The organism is Streptomyces sp. CA-106110 (assembly GCF_050936285.1).
In the GTDB taxonomy this organism is placed as follows: Bacteria; Actinomycetota; Actinomycetes; order Streptomycetales; family Streptomycetaceae; genus Streptomyces.
In genome coordinates this window covers 1,813,989-1,836,343 of the sequence record NZ_JBNJNB010000001.1, presented here as the reverse complement: position 1 = coordinate 1,836,343, position 22,355 = coordinate 1,813,989, and the positions used below count along the sequence as shown (strand labels likewise).

Genomic DNA, 22,355 nt, shown 5'->3' with positions numbered 1-22,355 from the left:
CTCGCGAAGATGCCGGACAGCGGACCGGTCCGGCCGGTCCACCGTAGCGTGCGCGGACGCGGCCGGTTGACCGGAGGCGGAGCTCAACTGCCCGTTCCGGTGCGGCCCCAGTCCGGGCCCGCCCTGTCCCATGCCTGGTCCCAGCGCGCGTAACGGCGAAGGACCATGCGCCAGACGATCAGCCGGCGGCACCCCTCGATGAGACCCGCGGTCATCGCGGCCGCGCCGATGCCCGCCAGCACGGCGTGCGTCGTCGCGCTGGCCCTGTCCAGCGGACGGCCCGTTATCCGCCCGTGGCCGTCGGTCCAGAGGGGGAAGTGGTCGCCCCGGTGCGGGGACTTGAGGTCGGCGATGACCGCGCCGTGCTGTGCGGTGCCGTCCGGTGCGGTCCAGTCGGCGAGGACGCGGCTGTGTGTGTCCCGCGACGCCGTGGACTCCGGGTCCGCGTCGATGGGGGCGGGGCCGAGCTTCCTGACCACAGTGGCCGCCACCAGGTGTCTGGAGCGCTGCTGCTCGCGGACGGCCCGCTGCAGGGAGCCCTGGGCGACGGATCCGGTCACGGCCCCGACGAGGGGAGCCGTGACGAGTATCAGGAAGAGGACGGTCAACGCCAGCCAGGCCTCGGCCAGATCGGTGCCACGGCGCAGTGGATTGCGCCGCCAGCGCCACAGGCCGCTGATCGCTCGCACAGTGGCCACCCCCTCACGCCTCCGTGATAACCCCCGCAGCCGGCCGTCCGCCTCCGAGGCCGGGTAAGAGAGAGCCAAATCACCTCTCCCCTGCCTCACACGTCTCTCACGGACTTCTCACACCGACTCAACGACCGTGTCAGTCGGCCGGGTTCCCGCCCGAGCGGTGAATCGCGGAACTTCGCCGGCCGGCGGTGCGGCCGGCCGGGGGACCACCGATCTCTCGCCTCGCCCTATTCGAGGATCGTGACCGGATCGCCGATGCGGACGCTGCCGGTCGTCTCCGGCACCAGGTTCTGGCCGAAGATCAGCTTGCCGCCGAAGCGGCGATGGCGGCCCAGGGTGCGCAGCGGCTCCTTGCCGCGCTCGGCGGTTTGCTGGTCCGTGGTGGTCACGACGCAGCGCCCGCACATCTTGGCGACCCGGAAGGTCACCTCTCCGACGGCGATCCGCTTCCAGTCGTCCTCGGCCCAGGGTTCCGTTCCGGCGATGACGAGATTCGGCCGGAAGCGGTTCATGGGCAGCGGGCCCTCGCCCGGGTGATCGCCCTGCTCGATCAGGGAGTTCAGGGCATCCAGGGACGCGGCTGTGGTGAGCAGCAGGGGGTAGCCGTCGGCCAGGCTGACCCGCTCGCCGGGGCGGCCGTACGGCGGGTCGTCGATGGGCCGGCGGACGGCGGGGTCGTCGAGGTGGACGAGGGTCACGTCCTCACCGAGGTAGGCGCTGAACCACGCACGTGCCTCGGCGCCCGCGGGCACCGTCTCGATCTTCTCGCCCGACCATCTCGCGATCGTGGTGGCCGCCGGTTCGGGCACGGTCACGGTCAGCGGCTCCAAGCCGGAGGCGGACACACGGACGCCGCCGCCGGGCAGGAGCTCGGCGGCGGCCAGTGCCAGTCGCGGGTACTCGCGTTGCGTGACCACCTTGCCGGCGTCGTCGATCAGTGCCCAGCGCCGGTCCCCGGCCAGCCCCCATGGCTCCACCACGGCCTCGCGGGGTGCCTGGCCCCGCAGTGCCTTGACCGGGTGGACGTGAATCGAGTGCAGCGCTGGGTTCGGCATGAGGCCATCGCAGATCGAAGGCCTCATGCCGTGACGCGGATCAGTAGCCGCGGTACTGCTGACCGTTGTTGTACGGGTCCTGGTACGGAGTCGGGACCGGACGCGGCGCCGCGGGGCGCATCGCCTCGTAGCCCGTGCCCGCGGCCATGGGGCGCGGCTGCTGCATCTGCTGCGGGCCCGGGTAACCACGCGGGCCGACGGCCTGCTGCGGAATGTACGCGGTCGGGGCCTGCTGCAGCGGCGCAGGCTGGGGAGCCTGCGGGTAGCCGTAGGACGGGACATGGGGGGAGGGTGCTGCCGGCAGCGCGGGGAGCGCGGACGGCAGTGCCGGCAGGTTGCTGCCCGGCGTCTCGTACGCGGAGGGGACCCGGATCGGAGCGATCTGCGGGGTGCCCCGCTCGGCGACGAGCCTGTCGTAGATCGGAGTGTCCGGGAAGGGCGACGCGGAGTAGTAGCCGCCGCCATAGGTGGAGCGGGGGGAGGTCATGGCACATAAGTTAAGCCCACGATGTGCTGGTTGGGGAGACCGATAAGAGGGTTGTTTTCCGTGTCCGGGGTGACGTGGGATCCCCAATGCGAGCGAACTTGGCAAAAAAGGGCAGCAAAAGGTGTTTGGATCGTGTAAAGGCCGAGTTCCCAGCGGGTTACCGGCGGTTGACCAAGCGTCTTCGCGTACGGCTCATGGGAGTTTGCACCCCGGGGGAATAGGTTGGCCGGAACGGTTGCAACCCGCTGCCCGGGCTCGGTCCCGGTGCGGCGACACCCGATGGGGGGGCGGACATGCCAATGCCGAAGGGGTCGAACCTTCCGGTTCCCACGAAGGCGCTGCGCGTCGAGCTGGGATGGCGTTCGGGGCCGGGCGTGCCCGACGCGGACGCCTCGGCGCTGCTGCTGGTCTCCGGCAAGGTCCGTACCGACGGTGACTTCGTCTTCTACAACCAGCCCGATCACTCCTCCGGAGCGGTGCGTCACGAGGGGAAGCGGGACGTCGGCGGTCACGTGACGGACGCGCTGCTCGTGGACCTCGCGCGCGTGGAGCCGGCGATCGAGTCGGTGGTGCTGGCCGCCTCCGCCGACGGGGGGACGTTCGGGCAGGTGAACGGTCTCTACATCCGCGTGCTGGACGCCGAGCAGGGTGCGGAGGTCGCGCGCTTCGACCCCGCCGCCACCGTCGAGACCGCCTTCGTGCTGGGGGAGTTCTACCGCCGTCAGGGCGCCTGGAAGTTCCGTGCCGTCGGTCAGGGCTACAGCAGCGGGCTCGAGGGCCTGGCGACCGACTACGGCATCACGGTGGACGAGCCGCAGCACACGGCGCCGCCCGCCGCGCCCGTCACGCGCGTCGACTGGCCCAACGCCTCGGCGCCCGTGCCCGCTCCCGCGGCGCCACGGGTCGCCCCGCCGGTCACCGCGCCGCCTCCCACCTCCCCGTACGGCGCACCGCCGCCGCCCCCTTCCCCGTATGCGCCGCCGTCCCCGGCCGCCCCGTACGGTGCGCCCGCGCCCTCTGTTCCGCCGCCGCCCCCGGCTCCGGTCCGGCTCACCAAGGTCACGCTCACCAAGCAGGCCCCCTCGGTCTCCCTGACCAAACAGGGTGGAACGTCAGGTGTCATGCGAGTGAACCTCAACTGGCAGGTGCGCAAGCAGTTCTCGGGCTGGGGCAGCAAACGCGGCCGCGCGGTGGCGATGCACGCGGATCTCGACCTGGACCTGTGCGCGCTGTACGAACTGTCCGACGGCAGCAAGGGAGTCGTCCAGGCGCTGGGCAACGCCTTCGGGTCGGTGCACCAGCCGCCGTACATCCACCTCGACGGTGACGACCGCACCGGCGCCGTCGAGAGCGGCGAGAACCTCACCGTCAACCTCGACCACAAGCAGCGCTTCCGGCGCATCCTCATCTTCGTGACGATCTATGAAGGCGCCCGCTCCTTCGCCGATCTGCACGCCACGGTCACGCTCCAGCCGCAGCACGGCGCACCCATCGAGTTCTCCCTCGACGAGTGCACGGTGCCCTCGACCGTGTGCGCACTCGCCCTCATCACCAACACCGGCGGCGACCTGGTCGTCCAGCGAGAGGCGCGCTACCTGGTCCCGGAGCACGGCGTCAGCCCGCAGCGCACCATCGACCACGCCTACGGGTGGGGCATGAACTGGACCCCCGGCAGGAAGTGACCCAGTGGGCCGGTCGCGCCGCGACCGGCCCAGTCACTGCTCGTCGAACGCCGCGTCCGGGCGGGCGTAGGTACGGCCCTTCCAGGCCGCGCCGCGCCCCCGGTAGTGCTGCACCGCCGAGTCGACGGTCATGAGCAGGTACAGCGACGCGGTGACCGGCAGCAGCACGGCGAGCCACGTCGGCTGGCGGTAGTAGCGCAGCATGGGCACGTACGTGGCTGTCATCACCAGTTTCGCGAGTCCGCCGATCACCACCGCCGCGACGTTCCCCGTGACGAGACCCGCGACGAGTGCGGCGGACGGCACCACGTACACGAGGATGAGGCCGAGCACGGTACCGGCGAGCAGCAGCGGGTTGTGCCGCAGTTGGGCGTAGGCGCTGCGCGAGACCATCCGCCACAGGTCGTGCAGCCGTGGATAGGGGCGCACGCTGTCGACGCGGTCCGCGAGCCCCAGCCAGATGTGGCCGCCGCTCTTCTTGACCGCCCGCGCGAGCGCCACATCGTCGATGACGGCTTGACGGATGGCGTCGGGAATGCGCGCCCGTTCGGCGGCCTCGGTGCGCAGCAGCACGCAACCGCCGGCCGCGGCAGCCGTCCGCGATCCCCGCACCGCGATCCAGCGGAAGGGATACAGCTGGGCGAAGAAATACACGAACGCGGGTACGACCAGCCGCTCCCACAGGCTCTCCACCCGCAGCCGGGCCATCTGCGAGACGAGGTCGAAGCCTCCGGTGTGCGCCGCCGCGACCAGTTCCCGCAGACTGTCGGGGGCGTGGGAGATGTCGGCGTCCGTCAGGAGCAGATACTCGGGGGCACGCGCCTGTGCGAGAGAGATCCCGTGACGCATCGCCCACAGCTTGCCGGTCCAGCCCGCGGGGGGCTCGCCTGGGGAGGCGACGGTCAGCGGCAGTCCGCCGTGCCGCTCGGCCAGGTACCGCGCCAGGTCCCCGGTGCCGTCCGAACTGCCGTCGTCGATGAGGAAGACCTCGGCGCGACCGGGATAGTCCTGCACGAGCAGCGACGGAAGACTGTGCGGCAGCACCGCGGACTCGTCACGTGCCGGTACGACGACGCATACGGACGGCCACTGGCCGGGATCCGCCCGCGGCGGCAGCCTGACGTCGGTGCGCCAGAACAGGCCCTGAGCGAGCAACAGCCACAGCCAGGCGGCGAGCGATACCGCGGCGATCCACACGATGGCGTTCACGCGCGCAGTCTGCCCCACCCGGAGGGCCGATCGAGGCACATCGTCTATCGTGGCCGGGTGAAGATCGCGCTCATGGACTCCGGAATCGGCCTGCTCCCCGCCGCTGCCGCGGTACGGCGTCTGCGGCCCGACGCGGATCTCGTCCTGTCCTGGGACCCGGACGGAATGCCCTGGGGGCCGCGCACGCCGGAGGACATCACGGCGCGCGCCCTGGCCGTCGCCGAGGCCGCCGCGGCACATGACCCCGACGTCCTGATCGTCGCCTGCAACACGGCGTCCGTGCACTCCCTGCCCGCCCTGCGTGCCCGTTTCGAACCAGACCTGCCGATCATCGGCACGGTTCCGGCGATCAAGCCCGCCGCGGCGGGCGGCGGACCCGTCGCGATCTGGGCCACGCCCGCCACCACGGGGAGCACCTACCAGCGCAATCTCATCCGGGACTTCGCCGACGGGGTGACCGTCACCGAGGTGCCGTGCCCCGGGCTCGCTGACGCCGTGCACCACGCCGACGACCCTGCGGTGGACGCCGCCATCGCGGCTGCCGCGGTGCTCACCCCCGAAGACGTCACCACCGTCGTTCTCGGCTGCACCAATTACGAACTGGTCGCCGACCGTATCCGCGAGGCCGTGCAGCAACCCGGCCTTGCGCCGCTCATCCTGCACGGAACGGCCGGGGCGGTGGCCGCCCAGGCGCTGCGCCGGATCGGAGCGGACGCGGTGGCGCCGCAGGATGCCGCGGAAGGCGGACTCGTGGTGCTGCTCAGCGGTCGCGAGGGTGTGCTGCCGCCCGAGGCCCTCGTCTACCTCGAGGGCCGGGCCCTCCAGGCGGTCAGCCCCGCACGCTGAGAGGCCGGCCCACGCCCCACGGGGCGGGCCTCCGACCCGGTGACCGTGCGCGACCCCGTGCCCGCGCTCCGGAAGCTGGGTACTCTCGATGCATGAGGGACCACGCCCAGCGCGACCCCGATATCTGGACCGGACGCGCGACCAACCGGGCCCAGTGGCTGCTGGCGCTCGGCGGTGCCGCGTGCATGGCACTCGGTATCGAACTGGCCGTCGACTCCGCGTGGACGTCCGGCGTCGCCCCGCTCGTCATGTCCGTCGTCGGCTGTATCGCGGCCGGACTGCTCGTCCTCTTCGGCACCCTCGCGTTCGTGCACGTCGCGGTGAAGGTCGACGGAGAGTGCCTCGAGGTGCGCTGCGGCCACATTGGCGTACCGCGCCGCCGCATCCCCCTCTCGCTCGTCGCCGGTGCCGAATTCGTCCCACGGGTGACACCACGCCAGTGGGGCGGCTGGGGCTATCGCTGGCGGCCGGAGAAGGGCACCGCGGTGGTCGTCCGGCGCGGTGAGGGCGTCGTGCTGCGCCTCTGGGACGGTCACACCTTCACGATCACCGTGGACAACGCCGAGTCGGCGGTACGGGTCATCCGGGCCCGGCTGCACTCGAGCCTGCCCGGTGCCACGCACTGACCTGCGCCCGCAGGTGACGGAGCAGGCGGCGACCGGCCGACGGATCAGACGGCCGGCGCCCCGCCGAGCGAGTGATCCGCGACTGACAGGCCCTTCCTCACAACGCTGACCCCTTCAGCCCGCCTCCTGCTCTGCCCGCCGCCCGTCCGTCAGCGGACGCACCGTCGCGATGCCCGCCAGCAGTCCCGCGCCCGCGGTGACGATGGTGAAGCTCAGTGCGTTGCCGACCGAGGCGATCACTGCCAGTGCCGTCAGAGCGGCGCCGGCCGTGAGGGCGATCGGCGTGGGCCGCTGGGTGCGCCACAGTGCGTACAGAACCCAGCAGAAGGCCGCCGCGAGCAGGGCCACGCCGACCACTCCCTGTTCCGCCGCCTGCTGCAATGCCGCCGAGTGGGGCTTGCCGTCGGGCATGAGGGACTGCGCGGCGGTGGGGCTCAGCTCCCCGAAGCGGCCTGGTCCCGCGCCGAACGCCGGATCCTGGTGGACCAGGGTGAGCGCGTCGCGCCAGAGCATGACCCGGTGCCCGCTGAGCTGTTCCTCCAGGAATGCGCTCAGGCCGTCCGGCAGCACGTTCTCGGCGACTGCCCAGCTCGTCCCTGCCGCCAAGGCCGCGACGAGCGCGAGGGCGGCAAGCGCCGGGCCACGGTGGCGCATCCGGCCTGCGGCGAGTGAGCAGAGCAGTACGCCCGCGCAGGCCAGGAGACCCGTCGTCGAGTCGAGCGCCGCCGCGGCCACCGTGATCCCCGCGGCCGCCAGGTGCAGCGCGAGCCGCTGTGCCGGAGTGCGGGCCGCCCAGGCGGCACAGCACGCCACCCCTGAGGAGAGCGTGAGCAGTGCGGCGACCGCGCCGGTGTGTCCCAGTGGCGTCACGAACTGCGGGTTCGCCCTGACATACGGAGCGGCGACCGCGAGCCCGAGACCGGCCAGGGCGCCCGCGGTCGGCGCCGCGACGGGCAGAAGGGCCCCGACGATGCGCCCGGACGCATAGCCGGCGGCGACCGCGAGCACCGCGAGCAGATCGCCCTCGGGCCGGCCGCCGTGCGCGGCGGCCGTGATCAGCGACCATGCCGCGCAGGCGCCGAGCACCAGGACACCCGTCACATCCGAAACGTTTCGTCTGTCGTCGTCCGCGTCCGTGACCCCGCTCGCGGACGCCGTCCCCGTGGATCCCACCCCGCCGCCCCCCTGTGCCGGGCCCCGACCGACTCGGCCGGTTCGGGCCGGTCGCCGCAGGCTCGCGCACACGCTAACGGCTGATGCGCCGGTTTGTGGATGAGTTGCGCAGGAACCATGGAGCGGAACGTCCGGTCCAAGGGGCACAGGACCAGGCAGAACGGCCGGAGCGCGGGAGCGGATCGCACTGTCCGCGGTTCGGTCACGCACCGTAGACTCCCCGGGTGACCGTCACCGCAACTTCCGTGGACGAGCCGGAACGGCTCGAACCCCAGGCAGCGCCCGCACCCCGTGGTGTCCGCCGGGTTCGGCGCCTCGTCCCGGCCGCCGCCGCGGCCCTCTCCGGAGTGCTGCTCTACGTCAGCTTCCCGCCCCGGACCCTGTGGTGGCTCGCCCTCCCGGCCTTCGCCGTCTTCGGCTGGGCGCTGCGCGGCCGCACCTGGAAGGCCGGCCTCGGTCTCGGTTACCTGTTCGGTCTCGGCTTCCTGCTGCCGCTGCTCGTGTGGACCGGGGTCGAGGTCGGCCCCGGCCCGTGGCTCGCCCTCGTCGCGGTGGAGGCGATCTTCATCGCGCTGGTGGGCGCGGGCGTCGCCCTGGTCTCCCGGCTGCCCGCCTGGCCGGTGTGGGCGGCGGCCGTGTGGATCGCCGGGGAGGCGGCACGCGCGCGTGCGCCGTTCGACGGCTTCCCCTGGGGGAAGATCGCCTTCGGCCAGGCCGACGGCGTCTTCCTGCCGCTCGCCGCGGTCGGCGGCACTCCCGTGCTCGGTTTCGCCGTCGTGCTGTGCGGCTTCGGGCTGTACGAGGTCGTGCGCGTCGTCGTGGACGCACGGCGCGCAGGCGGCGTACTCCGCCGCGGGGCGGCCGCTGTCGCGCTGATCGCCGTGGCCCTCCCGGTGGTGGGCGCCGTCGCCGCCCGCTCCCTGGTCAGCGACAAGGCCGAGAACGGCACGGCGACCGTCGCCGTCATCCAGGGCAATGTGCCGCGCTCCGGGCTCGAGTTCAACGCGCAGCGGCGTGCCGTGCTCGACTACCACGTGCGGGAGACGGAGCGCCTGGCGGAGAGGGTCAGGGCGGGCAAGGTGCCGCAGCCGGACCTGGTGCTCTGGCCGGAGAATTCCTCCGACGTCGACCCGTTCGCCAACCCTGACGCCGCCGCCGTGATCCACGCCGCCGCGAAGGCCATCGGCGCACCGGTCTCGGTCGGTGGAGTCGTCGAGCGCGACGGCAAGCTCTACAACGAGCAGATCCTGTGGGACCCGGACAAGGGCCCCGTGGACACGTACGACAAGCGGCAGGTGCAGCCGTTCGGCGAGTACCTCCCCCTACGCTCGCTCCTCGGTGCCATCAACCAGAACTGGACGGCGATGGTGCGCCAGGACTTCAGCCGGGGGCACAAGCCGGGCGTTTTCACCATGGCGAACGCCAAGGTCGGGCTCGTCACCTGCTACGAGGCCGCCTTCGACTGGACCGTGCGCAGCACCGTCACGGACGGCGCCCAGCTGATCTCGGTACCCAGCAACAACGCGACCTTCGACCGCAGCGAGATGACCTACCAGCAGCTGGCCATGTCCCGCGTCCGGGCCGTCGAGCACAGCCGGACCGTCACCGTGCCGGTGACCAGCGGCGTCAGCGCGATCATCCTGCCGGACGGGAAGATCACCCAGCGGACCGGGATGTTCGTGGCGGACTCCCTCGTGCAGAAGGTGCCGCTGCGTTCCTCCTGGACACCCGCCACGCGGCTCGGCACCCTGCCCGAGACACTGCTCGTCCTCGTCGCGGCCGGCGGGCTCGGCTGGGCCGTGGTGTCGGCCGTCCGTGGCCGCCGCGACCGCGACATTCAGGACGTCCGGGCCGACGCGCCGGGAGTAACGGAACCGGCCCGTTAGGGTCTGGCCATGGCTACTCCCGATTTCATCCAGACCATCCGTGCCGACGCCGGTCATCAGCTGCTCTGGCTCCCGGGCGTCACGGCCATCGTCTTCGACGACGACGGCAGGGTGCTGCTGGGGCGCCGCGCCGACACCGGAAGGTGGTCGGTGATCGGCGGCATTCCGGAGCCGGGGGAGCAGCCCGCGGCCTGCGCCGAGCGCGAGGTGTACGAGGAGACGGCGGTGCGCTGCGTCCCCGAACGGGTCGTGCTGGTGCAGGCCCTGGAGCCGGTGACGTACGCGAACGGCGACCAGTGCCAGTACATGGACATCACGTTCCGCTGCCGGGCCGTCGGCGGCGAGGCGCGTGTCAACGACGACGAGTCGCTGGACGTCGGCTGGTTCACGGTGGACGCGCTGCCGGAGCTGAACGAGTTCGGACTGCTTCGGATCAAGCAGGCGCTGTCGGATGCACCCACATGGTTCAGCCCCACCAATTCCTTGTGAAGTATGGGTGGTGACCATATGGGGTGGGGGAGGGGCGGTGTCTAGGGTCGACCCATGACCGCGCCCCACTTCACCACCCTCGACCTTCGCGGACGCACCGCCCTCGTCACCGGTGCCGCCGGCGGCATCGGCCGCGCCTGTGTGCTGCGGCTGGCCGCCGCCGGGGCCAAGGTGAGAGCGGTCGACCGGGACGCCGCCGGACTCGACGACCTCACCGGCGCCGCCCACGGCCTCCCGGGCGGCGTGGAACCGCAGGTCCTCGACCTGACCGACCTGGACGCGGCCGAAGTCGCCGCGGCCGGCACCGATGTCCTCGTCAACAACGCGGGACTGCAGTTGGTCCGCCCGCTGGAGGAGTTCCCGCCCGACGTCTTCCACACCGTGCTGACGGTCATGCTGGAGGCTCCGTTCCGGCTCATCCGCGGGGCGCTGCCCCATATGTACGGACAGGGCTGGGGCCGCATCGTCAACATCTCGTCGGTCCACGGACTGCGTGCCTCGGCGTTCAAGTCCGCGTACGTCGCCGCCAAACACGGACTCGAAGGGCTCTCGAAGACAGCCGCGCTGGAAGGCGCCCCCCATGGAGTCACCTCGAACTGCGTGAACCCGGCGTACGTGCGCACGCCCCTCGTCGAGAAACAGCTCGCGGACCAGGCCCGGGCGCACGGAATCCCCGAAGAGCGCGTGCTGTCCGAGGTGCTGCTCCAGGACAGCGCCCTCAAGCGGCTGATCGAGCCGGAGGAGGTCGCCGAGGCGGTGGCCTATCTGTGCAGCCCACCGGCCTCCTTCGTGACCGGCACGTCCATGGTCCTCGACGGCGGGTGGACGGCACACTGAGCGGGGGCATGCCAGAAGTTGTCCACAGGGCAGGTCGGGGCGGGCCGACTGTGGTCCATCCTGGGGGCATGTCTCGCGATCACGTACAGTCCCCGGAGCGTCCCGGCACCTGTGCCGAGGCGCCGTTCCTGGAGCTTCTGGCCCGCGGCGCGTCGGCCGACGCGTACGAGCAGCCGGCGCTGCTCGCACGCGCCGAGGGCCTGCCCGCGGAGCGGGTCGAGGCGCTGGAGCAGGCCAAGCGGCTGGCACTGCGCGTGCGCGCGGAGATGGAGGGCAGACGCCGCCGTGAGGCGGAGCTGTCCGCGCTCTTCGAGACCGCCCACGACCTGGCGGGGCCGAGGGACGTCGACGGCGTCCTCCAGGCGATCGTGCAGCGCGCCAGGTCCCTGCTGAGCACCGATGTCGCCTATCTGACGCTGCACGACGAGAAGGCGGGCGACACCTATATGAGGGTCACCGAGGGCTCGGTCGCCGCGCGCTTCCAGCAGCTGAGGCTCGGCATGGGGGAGGGGCTCGGCGGGCTGGTCGCCCAGACCGCCCGTCCCTATGTCACTCCGGACTACTTCAACGACGGCCGCTTCCAGCACACGCGGACCATCGACGGCGGCGTCAGCGACGAGGGGCTCGTGGCGATCCTGGGCGTCCCCCTGATGATCGGCCCCCAGGTGATCGGCGTGCTCTTCGCCGCCGACCGGCGTGCCCGGGTCTTCGAGCGCGAGGAGATCGCGCTCCTCGGCTCGTTCGCCGCGCTGGCCGCCGCCGCGATCGACACCGCGAATCTGCTCACCGAGACACGGTCGGCCCTGGACCGGCTCGCCCGCGCCCACGAGATTATCCGCGACCGCAGCGCGGTCATCGAGCGCGCCTCGGACGTCCACGACCGGCTCGCCGAACTCGTGCTGCGCGGCGGCGGCGTCCACGACGTGGCAGCGGCCGTCTCCCAGGTCCTCGCCGGCACGGTCGAGTTCGGCGAGGCGGGCGCCGCCCCCACCGCCGCCCTCGAGGCCTCCCGCGCCGAGGGCCACGCCGTGCGGCACGGGGACGACTGGATCGCCGCCGTCGCGGCCGGCGGGGAACTGCTCGGCGCGCTCGTCCTGCGCGGGCATCCGCTGCTCGATCCGGTCGACCAGCGCACCCTGGAGCGTGCCGCGATGGTCACCTCCCTGCTGCTGCTCGCCCGCCGTTCGGCCGCCGAGGCCGAGCAGCGTGTGCGCGGTGAGCTGCTGGACGACCTCCTCGACGCCCGCGACCGCGACCCACGGGTGCTGCGCGAGCGCGCGGCACGGCTGCGCGCCGACCTCGACGCCACCCATGTGGTGCTCGCCGCCCGCCTCGACGGCGCGCCGGCCGACGCCGACCAGGAAGCGGCCGCTCGCCGCCGTCTGTGGTCCGCCGCGTCCCACCTGGCGGCCACCCGGCAGGGTCTGGCCGCCGCCCGTGACGGCGGTACGGTTCTGCTGCTGCCGCTGGAGCCGGGCGACACGGCGACGGACGTCGCCCGCCGGACCGCCGGACAACTGGGTACAGCGGTCAACGAGAAGGTCACCGTCGGCGCGTCCGCACCCCTGGAGGGCCTGGCCGGCCGCCCCGAACTGGTGGCTGCGGCCTACGCGGAGGGGCAGCGCTGCCTCGACGCGCTCCGCCTGCTGGGCCGCGCCGGGGACGGGGCCGCCGCCGAGGACTTCGGCTTCCTGGGACTGCTGCTCGCCGGGGACCGGGACATCGCAAGCTATGTCGAACGCACGATCGGTGCGGTCGTCGCCTACGACGAGCGGCGCGGCACCGACCTCGTACGCACCCTCGACGCGTACTTCGCGTGCGGGATGAGCCCGGCGCGCACCAAGGACGAACTGCACGTCCATGTGAACACCGTGGCGCAGCGTCTGGAGCGGGTGTGCCGGCTCCTGGGCGACGACTGGCAGAGCCCGGCCCGCGCTCTGGAGATACAACTGGCCCTGCGGCTGTACCGGTTGTCGCTGTCACCTGCCGCCCGCTGACCCGAGCGCCCGTCCCCGCCGTTCAGGGCGCTGCCCGTGTACGGGCCTGACGCCTGTGCCCGCGGCAGCCGACGCGGACCGGCCCCGCACGCGCAGGCGCACGGGGCCGGGCTCACGAGCTGGAGGTCAGGCGGTACGCGCATCCGCCGCAGGTGCCTCCACGGGCTCCGCTTCGGCCGCGGAGTCGACGCGGGCCAGATCGCGGTTCCGTGTCTCCTTCGCGACGCCCACGGCGATCAGGGTGAGCACCGAGGCCGCTATGACGTACAGCGCGATCGGAGTGGAGCTGCCGTAGTCGGACAGCAGCGCAGTCGCGATGAGCGGAGCCGGCGCGCCGGCCGCCACCGAGGCGAACTGGGCGCCGATGGACGCGCCCGAGTAGCGCATACGGGTCGCGAACATCTCCGAGAAGAAGGCCGCCTGGGGCGCGTACATCGCTCCGTGCAGCACCAGGCCGACCGTCACCGCGATGACCAGATTCCCGAAGCCACCCGTGTCGATCAGCGAGAAGAAGGGGAACATCCACAGGCCGATCCCGGCCGCGCCCAGAAGATAGACGGGCCGGCGGCCGATCCGGTCCGAGAGCGCGCCCCAGGCCGGGATGACGGCGAAGTGCACGGCGGAGGCGATGAGGACGGCGTTGAGCGCCGTCTGCTTGGAGACACCGGCCGACGTGGTGGCGTACACCAGGATGAACGCGGTGATCACGTAGTAGCTGATGTTCTCCGCCATACGCGCGCCCATGGCGATGAGCACGTCCTTCCAGTGATGGCGCAACACGGCCAGCAGCGGCAGCTTCTCCGTACTTCCCTCGCCGGCCGCCTTACGGGCCTCGGCCTGCGCCAGCGCCTGCTGGAACACAGGCGATTCATCGACAGACAGACGAATCCACAAACCGATGATCACCAGCACACCGGACAGGAGGAACGGAATGCGCCATCCCCAGGAGCCGAACGCGCTGTCGGAGAGCTCGGCGGTCAGCAGCGACAGCACACCTGTGGCGAGGAGCTGCCCGGCCGGTGCGCCGGTCTGCGGCCAGGAGGCCCAGAAACCGCGCCGCCGCTTGTCACCGTGCTCCGACACCAGCAGGACGGCGCCGCCCCACTCGCCGCCGAGCGCGAAGCCCTGCACCAAGCGCAGTGCCGTGAGCAGGACGGGCGCGGCGCTGCCGACCGTGGCGTGCGTGGGCAGCAGTCCGATGGCGAAGGTCGCTCCGCCCATCAGCAGCAGGCTCAGCACCAGCAGCTTCTTGCGCCCGAGCCGGTCGCCGTAGTGCCCGAAGACCAGGGCGCCGAGCGGCCGGGCGGCGAAGCCCACCGCGTACGTCAGGAACGACAGCAGGGTCCCGACCAGCGGGTCGGAGTCGGGGAAGAAGAGCTTGTTGAAGACCAGCGCGGCCGCGGACCCGTAGAGGAAGAAGTCGTACCACTCGATGGTGGTGCCGATGAGACTGGCGGCGACGATGCGCTTCAGATTGGCGGTTGTTGGGGGAGCGGATGCTGCGGAGGCCATGTGCGCCACTTCCTCGTGTGCGGTGGGGACGGGTACGTGTCGGCACACCGTAGGAAGTTGCAGGTCAGGCGCACATGTGGCGGGACTACATAGTTCGTGGACGGTCTATCCATGCAGCCCCTATGTCGGCCCCCTTACCGGGCCGCTCCGAAGTCCTGGGTCCAGTAGCTGTCGGGCTGTGCCAGACCGACGCCGATCTCCTTGAACGAGCAGTTGAGGATGTTGGCCTTGTGACCCGGGCTGGACATCCAGCCCGCCATGACCTCCTCGGGCGTGGCGTAGCCGTAGGCGACGTTCTCGCCGTAGCTGCTCCAGTTGTAGCCGGCGCGCGTGATCCGGTCGCCCGGGGAAGACCCGTCCGACCCGGTGTGCGACATGTTGCTGTGGGCCGCCATGTCCTCGCTGTGTGCCTGGGCCACCTTGGTCAGGGTCGCGTTCAGGGTCAACGCCGAGCAGCCGACCTTGCTGCGCTCGGCGTTGACGAGTGCCACGATGCGGGCGACCGTCGCGGGCGCCGTGGCGGTCGCTGCCGGGGTGCTCGACGGCGTGGGGGTCGCTGCCGGTGCGGCGGTGGTCTTCGGAGCGGAAGGGGCAGTGGTCCTCGGCGCGGGGGCCACGGTGTTCCTGGGGTGCGTGGGCGCGGTGGCCTTGAGCTGCGGAGCGGTAGTCCTGGGGGCGGGCGCAGTGGCGGTCGGAGTGTTCGACGCCGCCGCGGTGGGCTGGCTGTGCCCGTCGGCCGTCCAGTCGTGGTACCAGTCGGAGTTGTTCCACCAGCCCTTGACCTCGGCCGGCTGCTTCGGGGCGCTGGAGGCCTGGTGTCCTCCGCCGTTCCCCCAGTCGGCGCAGGCCACCGCGACGGACGGCACCCCCACGGCGGCTATGGCGGCCGCGGCGATGGCTATCCGCCGGAGACGCTTCTCTTTGCGATGCTTGCTCATGCGTGACCTCACTCGGTAGTCGCCGAGCGCCCCTTGTGCGGCTGGCTCTGCGCAGACTCCGCTGACGAACTGCGGAGACGTAGTCCGGGGTCGCCATTCTTAGGACCGGTTCACACCGAGCGCAAAGGGCCTTCCCGCCCCCCTCCACTACCTCGCTTCGTAGGCTCGGGCGGCCCTTGCCGCGCGTGCGGGAGCGTGCTGACGGGCTCGTCCGGACGCATCGAAATCCTGTCGGCCCGTCAGAAGTCTTTGGGCGACGACTACGAGGGAGAGCGCCGTCGCGCCGGGACCACCCCGAGCCCGGCGCGACGGGCCGCAACGCCAAGCCGGACAAATCCCATATGTCGTCGGGAATGCGTCTACTACCCGGCACCCCTAGTTCCCGAAGCGGTGTGGCGGATATCACGGAACCGCGCCCTCCTGTCCTGCCGGGTGCGGGCGGGAGGGGGTCCGGGGAGCGTCGCGTGTGCGTTGTGTGAAGCCCTGGCGCCGGGGTGATTCGCCCGCCCGTCGACTACCGAGGGCTGCGTGCGCTCGTTCTTTCATCGTGGCGAGCGGACCGCCGGGATCAGTACGTGCTCCTCAGTGGATGCGCGGCACTCGCGACATGCGAGCGGAATCTCAAGGTGAACCTCCCCGGCCTGAAGGCCGGGGCTTCTGCCTTATGCGCTTCAGGCGGCGTGGGCGGATGCCCTGCCAGCACCCTTGCGGGTGGTGGGGTCGTCTGAAAGAGCAGCGCAGTCGACAGCTACACCCGCCGCGGTACTGCTTGCGGGGGTGGCCCGGTTCTGGGCGCTACGCCGTTCTTCCCTGCACGCCCCCGTGCCAGCGCGTCCGAGGACGTCCTGGTGGTAGGCGTGCAGTGACCGCTGGAGCGGGCTCCAGCCGGCCTGGGACCGGCGATACGTGACCTCCACCCGGAGGTCAGGGTCCGGGACGAACGTCCCGTCGTTGACGGCAAGCGTGTGGATATTCACGCCGCCCACGGCGTCCCGGTGGCACCAGAACCCGCAGTTCTTGTTCTTGCAGACGTAGTCGCGGCCGCGGACCTTCGTCCGCGTGTTGCACTTCGGGCACGTCTGCGAGGAGTGGGCTTCGCTGATGTGCTCGAGTTTCAGCCCCGTCTTGTACTGCAGGAAGTCTTCCTGCCGGCCCCGGGACCACTGCGACAGTTGCTGCCGCGTGGACCTCGACGCCCGCCGCTTCTTGTTCGTGTTCTGCTCGATGCCGCGTACGTCGCCGGCGACCAGGCGCACGCCGACGACGGTCTCCGGCCCGGACACCGTCTGGTGGTGCTCGGTCCACGTCTCGTGGACCTCACGCGTGAACTTCTCCGCCTTCGCGGAGACCTGATGGTCGAAGTCGTGCAGCCGCCGCTCGGTCTTTGCTTCGACCTGCTTCTTCGCCGCCTGCAGGCGCCGGTGCTTACGGGAGCCGTTCTTGCATCGGGACATGCGGGACGTCAGCCGTGCGACGGCCTTGTTCCGGTACCGCTTCACGGAACGGCCCTGCCGGCCGTTGAGGACCAGGACTTTCATGCTTCCGTCCGGCAGCGGTGCGGCGAGCGTCATCGGGTTGATGACCCCCTCGTCGATCGCGACCGTCACCGTCGGCCGGCCCTCAACAGGGGCCGGCAGGGCGTCTCCAGGTGCGGAGTAGGCGATGTGCAGGGACCACGACCTGCCGTTCCGGTCCCAGCACAGACGTATCTCGCCCCAGTCACCCGGCGAAACGGGTCGGCCGTCGCGTGAGCGCACCTCCGGCAGTGGCAGCACGATCCGCCCGCGGCCGCGGCCGAGGGAGAGCGCAAGTCGTCCCTCGGGCGTGATCCGCCAGCCGAACTTGGCGGAGAACGACAGCGGCCGGTACTTCTTCTCCCGCCAGGGCACACGCGCCTTCAAACCTTGAGAGCGGTTCGTACGCGATGTCGTGACTGCATCCCACAAGTCGTACGCGATGGCCTGCGCGGTGTGTGCATGGAACGGACGGGCCTCGGAGGGAAGTGAGGTGACGAACCGGCGAACGTCTTCCTTGTTCGTAGTCTCACCCCGTTCCCACTCGCTGCGCAGCCATGCCACGGTCCTATTCCATAGCCCCGCCGCAGTGTGGCACCCTTCGTGAGCACGCACGTGATCTGCGCGGTTCAGCCAGACGGGAACGATCGCTGTACGACCGACGAGGCCAGCTTCCTTCCGGGCTTTCAGCGACGCAAGGCGCGCGGCAACCGCCGGCGGAACAACCTTCTGCTCAACCTCTGCACTCCCCGACATTGCCAACACCCCCGCATCAACGCCTGCCCCCACGGTCCCGGCAACCGTACAGGGCGCAACCGACATCGCGAGCCTGCAGACTGCCCCTATCGACATACCAGTTGAAGGCTGAGGCATACGACTGACAACCAGTCGCCCCATAAGCGAAACGGAGCGTCCTCCGCCGCTGCGCGGCTCCGGGCTCGGGATGAGCTAACCCGGGCGTAAACGCCCGGGCTTGCGCTCAAGAAGCAGGTCAACAAGACCCGGCAGGCGCCCTGACACGCCACCAGACTTGAACCTTTCGTTTGCTTGTAGCCTTCGTGTTTATGGGACTAGGTTGAGCGTCATGACCGCATCCCAGACCCCGACCATCGCCGAGGAGCTGCGCGGTGCCGGCCTGCGGGTGACAGCGGCCCGTGTCGCGCTGCTCGAGACCGTCCGGGACGGCGACCACCTCGGCGTTGAGGCCATCGCCTCCGGGGTGCGCGATCGTGTGGGCCACATCTCGCTTCAAGCCGTCTATGAGGCCCTCCACGCGCTCACCGCCGCGCGACTCGTCCGCCGGATCGAACCGGCCGGGAGCCCGCCGCGGTTCGAGGGACGCGTCGGAGACAACCACCACCACGTCATGTGCCGGTCATGCGGTCGCGTCGCCGACGTGGACTGCGCCGTCGGCGAGGCGCCCTGCCTGACCGCGTCCGACGACCATGGCTTCTCGATCGACGAGGCCGAGGTCATCTACTGGGGCCTGTGCCCCAACTGTTCCACCGCCCGCAATTCAGCACCGTGATCCGCCCAGCTCGGAAGGATTTCCATGTCTGAGAACCACGACGCCATCGTCACCGACGCGAAGACGGAGGACGGAGGTGGCTGCCCGGTCGCGCACGGGCGCGCCCTGCACCCGACCCAGGGTGGTGGAAACCGCCAGTGGTGGCCGGAGCGGCTCAACCTGAAGATCCTCGCCAAGAACCCGGCCGTGGCCAACCCGCTCGGGGAGGAGTTCGACTACGCCGAGGCCTTCCAGGCCCTGGACCTCCCGGCTGTGAAGCGGGACATCGCGGAGGTGCTGACGACCTCGCAGGACTGGTGGCCCGCCGACTTCGGCAACTACGGCCCGTTCATGATCCGGATGGCCTGGCACAGCGCGGGCACCTACCGCATCAGTGACGGCCGCGGCGGCGCCGGTGCCGGTCAGCAGCGCTTCGCCCCCCTCAACAGCTGGCCGGACAACGGGAACCTGGACAAGGCCCGCCGTCTGCTGTGGCCGGTCAAGAAGAAGTACGGCAAGAGCCTGTCCTGGGCCGACCTCATGATCCTCACCGGCAACGTCGCGCTGGAGTCGATGGGCTTCGAGACGTTCGGTTTCGCCGGCGGCCGTGCGGACGTCTGGGAGTCGGAGGAGGACGTCTACTGGGGTCCCGAGACTACCTGGCTCGGCGACGAGCGCTACACCGGCGACCGTGAGCTGGAGAACCCCCTCGGCGCCGTCCAGATGGGCCTCATCTACGTCAACCCGGAGGGCCCCAACGGCACCCCGGACCCGATCGCCGCGGCCCGCGACATCCGTGAGACGTTCCGCCGGATGGCGATGAACGACGAGGAGACGGTCGCCCTGATCGCGGGTGGTCACACCTTCGGCAAGACCCACGGCGCGGGCCCGGCGGACAACGTCGGCCCCGACCCGGAGGCCGCCTCCATCGAGGAGCAGGGCCTGGGCTGGCGGAGCACGTACGGCACCGGAAAGGGCGCTGACGCGATCACCTCGGGTCTGGAGGTCACCTGGACCACCACGCCCACCCAGTGGGGCAACGGCTTCTTCGACAACCTCTTCGGCTACGAGTGGGAGCTCACCGAGAGCCCGGCCGGCGCCAAGCAGTGGAAGCCGAAGGACGGGGCGGGCGAGGGCACGGTGCCGCACGCCCACGACGCCGCCAAGAAGATCGCGCCGTCGATGCTCACCACGGACCTGGCGCTGCGCTTCGACCCGATCTACGAGCCGATCTCCCGCCGCTTCCACGAGAACCCCCAGGAGTTCGCGGACGCTTTCGCTCGCGCCTGGTACAAGCTGACCCACCGCGACATGGGCCCGAAGTCGCTGTACCTGGGTCCGGAGGTGCCGGCGGAGACCCTGCTGTGGCAGGACCCGCTGCCGGAGGCCGAGGGTGAGGTCCTGGACGCCGCGGACATCGCGGCGCTCAAGGCCAAGCTCCTCGACTCGGGGCTGACCGTCGCGCAGTTGGTGTCCACCGCCTGGGCGTCGGCCTCCACCTTCCGTGGCAGCGACAAGCGGGGCGGCGCCAACGGTGCGCGCATCCGTCTGGAGCCGCAGCGCGGCTGGGAGGTCAACGACCCCGACGGTCTGGCGCAGGTGCTGCGCACCCTGGAGGGCATCCAGCGGGAGTTCGAGTCCGGTGCCAAGAAGGTCTCCCTGGCCGACCTGATCGTCCTCGGCGGTGGCGCGGCGATCGAGAAGGCCGCCAAGGACGCCGGGCACGAGATCGAGGTGCCGTTCGCCCTGGGCCGTGTCGACGCGACCGACGAGCACACCGACGTGGAGTCCTTCGCCGCCCTCGAGCCGACCGTGGACGGGTTCCGTAACTACCTCGGCAAGGGCAACCGGCTGCCGGCCGAGTACCTGCTGCTCGACCGGGCGAACCTGCTGACCCTGAGCGCCCCCGAGATGACCGTCCTCGTCGGCGGCCTGCGTGTCCTGGGCGCGAACCACCAGCAGTCGCAGCACGGTGTCCTCACCGCGACGCCCGGGGCCCTGACGAACGATTTCTTCGTCAACCTGCTCGACCTGGGTACGGCCTGGTCGTCGGCGAACGGCGACGGGAACACCTTCGAGGGCCGCGACGCCGCCACCGGCGAGGTCAAGTGGACCGGCACCCGTGCCGACCTCGTCTTCGGCTCGAACTCCGAGCTGCGGGCGCTCGCGGAGGTCTACGCGAGCGACGACGCGAAGGAGAAGTTCGTGGCCGACTTCGTCGCCGCGTGGGTCAAGGTCATGAACCTCGACCGGTTCGACCTCGTCTGACCGTACCGGCCATGACGTCCGGCCCGGCCTGTGCCGGCCGGCCCGGACGTTCCCGGTCCTGACGAAGGCCCCACCCACCTGGGTGGGGCCTTCGTCCTTGTCAGACCGCCGGCGCCGGGTACGTCGGGTACTCGACCCCGGAGACGTGCTGGACGACGCGGATGACCTGGCAGGAGTAGCCGAACTCGTTGTCGTACCAGAGGTAGAGGATCGCGTTGTCGCCCTCCACCTTGAGAGCGCCCGCGTCCACGATCGAGGCGTGGCGGGAGCCGATGAAGTCGCTGGAGACCGCGTCGGGAGCGCTGATGAAGTCGATCTGGCGGCGCAGCGGCGAGGTCAGCGATACCTCACGGAGGTGGTCGAGGACCTCCTGGCGGGTCGTCTCGCGCGCCAGCTGCAGGTTGAGGATGGCGATCGAGACGTCCGGCACGGGGACGCGGATCGAGCTGCCGGTGATCTTCGCCTTGAGGTCGGGCAGCGCCTTGGCGACGGCGGAGGCGGCGCCGGTCTCGGTGATGACCATGTTGAGCGGCGCGGAGCGGCCGCGGCGTTCCGACTTGTGGTAGTTGTCCAGCAGGTTCTGGTCGTTGGTGAACGAGTGGACGGTCTCCACGTGCCCGCGCAGCACGCCGTACTCGTCGTCCATCGCCTTCAGCGGCGGGACGATCGCGTTGGTGGTGCAGGACGCGCAGGACAGGATCCGCTCGTCCGGCTTGACCATGTCGTGGTTGACGCCGTGCACGATGTTGGGCACGTCGCCCTTGCCGGGCGCGGTCAGCACGACCTTGTCGATACCGGGACGCAGATGCTGCGACAGGCCCTCGCGGTCGCGCCACTTGCCGGTGTTGTCGATGAGGATGGCGTCCTTGATGCCGTACGCCGTGTAGTCGACTTCGGCCGGGTCGGCGGCGTGGATCACCCTGATCGCGTTGCCGTTGGCGATGATCGTGCTGTTCGCCTCGTCCACGGTGATCGTGCCCTGGAACTGGCCGTGGATCGAGTCGCGGCGCAGCAGCGAGGCCCGCTTGACGAGGTCCTCGCCGGCCCGGTCGCCGCCGCCGCGTACGACGATGGCACGCAGCCGCAGACCGTTGCCGGAACCTGCCTTCTCGATCAGCAGACGGGCGACGAGGCGGCCGATGCGGCCGAAGCCGTACAGGACGACGTCGCGTCCCTCGCCGCGCTCGAGCTTGTTGGCACCGCTGGCGCCCGCGACGGCCCTGGCGGTGAACTCCGCGACGGACAGACCGCGGTCGTCGGCCTTGTAGGTGGCGGCGAGCATGCCGATGTCGATCTGCGAAGGGCCGAGGTCGAGCGTGCTCAGAGCTTGCAGGAACGGCAGCGTCTCGGTGACCGAGAGCTCCTCACCGGCGATCTGCCGGGCGAATCGGTGGGTCTTGAGGATGCTGACCACCGACTTGTTCACCAAGGAGCGGCTGTGCAGCAGGACGGTGACGTCCCGCTCGCGGTGCAGCTTCCCGATGATCGGGATCATCGACTCCGCGATCTCCTCGCGGATCTTCCAATTGGTGAACGAGTCGTCATTGACAGTCACAGGTTTATCTTTCGAGCTAGGCGGTGCTCATATGGTAGCCGCCCGCTTTTTCGATCTTCAGATGGTGTCCCCAGCTGAT

18 protein-coding genes are annotated in these 22,355 nt (G+C 70.8%); 9 read left to right on the top strand and 9 right to left on the bottom strand.

The window, feature by feature from the left end; translation table 11 throughout:
* Positions 1 to 83: 83 nt before the first annotated feature.
* The 3 genes from ACQEXA_RS08540 to ACQEXA_RS08530 all read right to left on the bottom strand — a co-directional run bounded on the left by ACQEXA_RS08540 (position 84) and on the right by ACQEXA_RS08530 (position 2,237).
* A complete protein-coding gene (locus ACQEXA_RS08540; protein WP_432939816.1) occupies positions 84 to 689 on the bottom strand; it encodes an Rv1733c family protein in 606 nt (201 codons plus the stop codon).
* A gap of 233 nt (positions 690 to 922) precedes the next feature.
* Positions 923 to 1,750 (bottom strand): MOSC domain-containing protein, encoded by an 828-nt coding sequence (locus ACQEXA_RS08535; protein ID WP_433129272.1) that lies wholly within the window; start codon positions 1,748 to 1,750, stop codon positions 923 to 925.
* 40 nt (positions 1,751 to 1,790) lie between these two features.
* Positions 1,791 to 2,237: a DUF6643 family protein gene (locus ACQEXA_RS08530; protein ID WP_359396494.1), complete on the bottom strand. Its 447-nt coding sequence runs from the start codon at positions 2,235 to 2,237 to the stop codon at positions 1,791 to 1,793.
* Positions 2,238 to 2,530: 293 nt separating this feature from the next.
* Between ACQEXA_RS08530 and ACQEXA_RS08525 the strand changes: the two genes are divergently transcribed.
* Complete coding sequence (locus tag ACQEXA_RS08525) at positions 2,531 to 3,919, top strand: TerD family protein (protein WP_432935540.1); 1,389 nt, start codon at positions 2,531 to 2,533, stop codon at positions 3,917 to 3,919.
* Positions 3,920 to 3,952: 33 nt separating this feature from the next.
* Here ACQEXA_RS08525 and ACQEXA_RS08520 read toward each other — a convergent pair whose 3' ends face one another.
* Positions 3,953 to 5,128, bottom strand: a complete 1,176-nt coding sequence (locus ACQEXA_RS08520) for a glycosyltransferase (RefSeq protein ID WP_432935542.1) — start codon at positions 5,126 to 5,128, stop codon at positions 3,953 to 3,955.
* A gap of 57 nt (positions 5,129 to 5,185) precedes the next feature.
* Here ACQEXA_RS08520 and ACQEXA_RS08515 point away from each other — a divergent pair, with 57 nt between their 5' ends.
* Together ACQEXA_RS08515 and ACQEXA_RS08510 are read left to right on the top strand one after the other, a co-directional pair.
* Positions 5,186 to 5,974: a glutamate racemase gene (locus tag ACQEXA_RS08515; RefSeq protein ID WP_433129270.1), complete on the top strand. Its 789-nt coding sequence runs from the start codon at positions 5,186 to 5,188 to the stop codon at positions 5,972 to 5,974.
* Positions 5,975 to 6,066: 92 nt separating this feature from the next.
* Complete coding sequence (locus ACQEXA_RS08510; protein ID WP_359396486.1) at positions 6,067 to 6,600, top strand: hypothetical protein; 534 nt, start codon at positions 6,067 to 6,069, stop codon at positions 6,598 to 6,600.
* 114 nt (positions 6,601 to 6,714) lie between these two features.
* Here ACQEXA_RS08510 and ACQEXA_RS08505 read toward each other — a convergent pair whose 3' ends face one another.
* On the bottom strand, positions 6,715 to 7,701 hold the full coding sequence (locus ACQEXA_RS08505) for an O-antigen ligase family protein (protein ID WP_433129268.1): 987 nt from the start codon (positions 7,699 to 7,701) through the stop codon (positions 6,715 to 6,717).
* 296 nt (positions 7,702 to 7,997) lie between these two features.
* Between ACQEXA_RS08505 and lnt the strand changes: the two genes are divergently transcribed.
* From lnt to ACQEXA_RS08485, 4 genes are all read left to right on the top strand, one after another.
* Positions 7,998 to 9,659 carry an apolipoprotein N-acyltransferase gene (gene lnt, locus ACQEXA_RS08500; RefSeq protein ID WP_432935548.1) on the top strand — a complete coding sequence of 554 codons (1,662 nt, stop codon included), beginning with the start codon at positions 7,998 to 8,000 and terminating at the stop codon, positions 9,657 to 9,659.
* 9 nt (positions 9,660 to 9,668) lie between these two features.
* Positions 9,669 to 10,148: an NUDIX hydrolase gene (locus ACQEXA_RS08495; RefSeq protein ID WP_432935550.1), complete on the top strand. Its 480-nt coding sequence runs from the start codon at positions 9,669 to 9,671 to the stop codon at positions 10,146 to 10,148.
* Positions 10,149 to 10,202: 54 nt separating this feature from the next.
* Positions 10,203 to 10,985, top strand: coding sequence for a 3-hydroxybutyrate dehydrogenase (locus tag ACQEXA_RS08490; RefSeq protein WP_432935552.1), 783 nt, complete (start codon positions 10,203 to 10,205; stop codon positions 10,983 to 10,985).
* Between the two features lie 68 nt (positions 10,986 to 11,053).
* Entirely contained in the window at positions 11,054 to 12,982 is a 1,929-nt protein-coding gene (locus ACQEXA_RS08485) for a helix-turn-helix domain-containing protein (RefSeq protein ID WP_432935554.1), read from the top strand.
* A 126-nt stretch (positions 12,983 to 13,108) separates the two neighbouring features.
* Here ACQEXA_RS08485 and ACQEXA_RS08480 read toward each other — a convergent pair whose 3' ends face one another.
* The 3 genes from ACQEXA_RS08480 to ACQEXA_RS08470 all read right to left on the bottom strand — a co-directional run bounded on the left by ACQEXA_RS08480 (position 13,109) and on the right by ACQEXA_RS08470 (position 17,333).
* On the bottom strand, positions 13,109 to 14,494 hold the full coding sequence (locus tag ACQEXA_RS08480; RefSeq protein ID WP_432935556.1) for an MFS transporter: 1,386 nt from the start codon (positions 14,492 to 14,494) through the stop codon (positions 13,109 to 13,111).
* Positions 14,495 to 14,628: 134 nt separating this feature from the next.
* Positions 14,629 to 15,432: a CAP domain-containing protein gene (locus ACQEXA_RS08475; protein WP_432935558.1), complete on the bottom strand. Its 804-nt coding sequence runs from the start codon at positions 15,430 to 15,432 to the stop codon at positions 14,629 to 14,631.
* A gap of 671 nt (positions 15,433 to 16,103) precedes the next feature.
* Positions 16,104 to 17,333 carry a zinc ribbon domain-containing protein gene (locus ACQEXA_RS08470; protein WP_433129265.1) on the bottom strand — a complete coding sequence of 410 codons (1,230 nt, stop codon included), beginning with the start codon at positions 17,331 to 17,333 and terminating at the stop codon, positions 16,104 to 16,106.
* A 697-nt stretch (positions 17,334 to 18,030) separates the two neighbouring features.
* Between ACQEXA_RS08470 and ACQEXA_RS08465 the strand changes: the two genes are divergently transcribed.
* Both ACQEXA_RS08465 and katG read left to right on the top strand, forming a co-directional pair.
* On the top strand, positions 18,031 to 18,474 hold the full coding sequence (locus ACQEXA_RS08465) for a Fur family transcriptional regulator (RefSeq protein WP_432935562.1): 444 nt from the start codon (positions 18,031 to 18,033) through the stop codon (positions 18,472 to 18,474).
* A gap of 24 nt (positions 18,475 to 18,498) precedes the next feature.
* Positions 18,499 to 20,721, top strand: a complete 2,223-nt coding sequence (gene katG, locus ACQEXA_RS08460) for a catalase/peroxidase HPI (protein ID WP_432935564.1) — start codon at positions 18,499 to 18,501, stop codon at positions 20,719 to 20,721.
* Between the two features lie 100 nt (positions 20,722 to 20,821).
* Here katG and ACQEXA_RS08455 read toward each other — a convergent pair whose 3' ends face one another.
* Positions 20,822 to 22,276: a glyceraldehyde-3-phosphate dehydrogenase gene (locus tag ACQEXA_RS08455; protein WP_432935565.1), complete on the bottom strand. Its 1,455-nt coding sequence runs from the start codon at positions 22,274 to 22,276 to the stop codon at positions 20,822 to 20,824.
* Between the last annotated feature and the right edge of the window lie 79 nt (positions 22,277 to 22,355).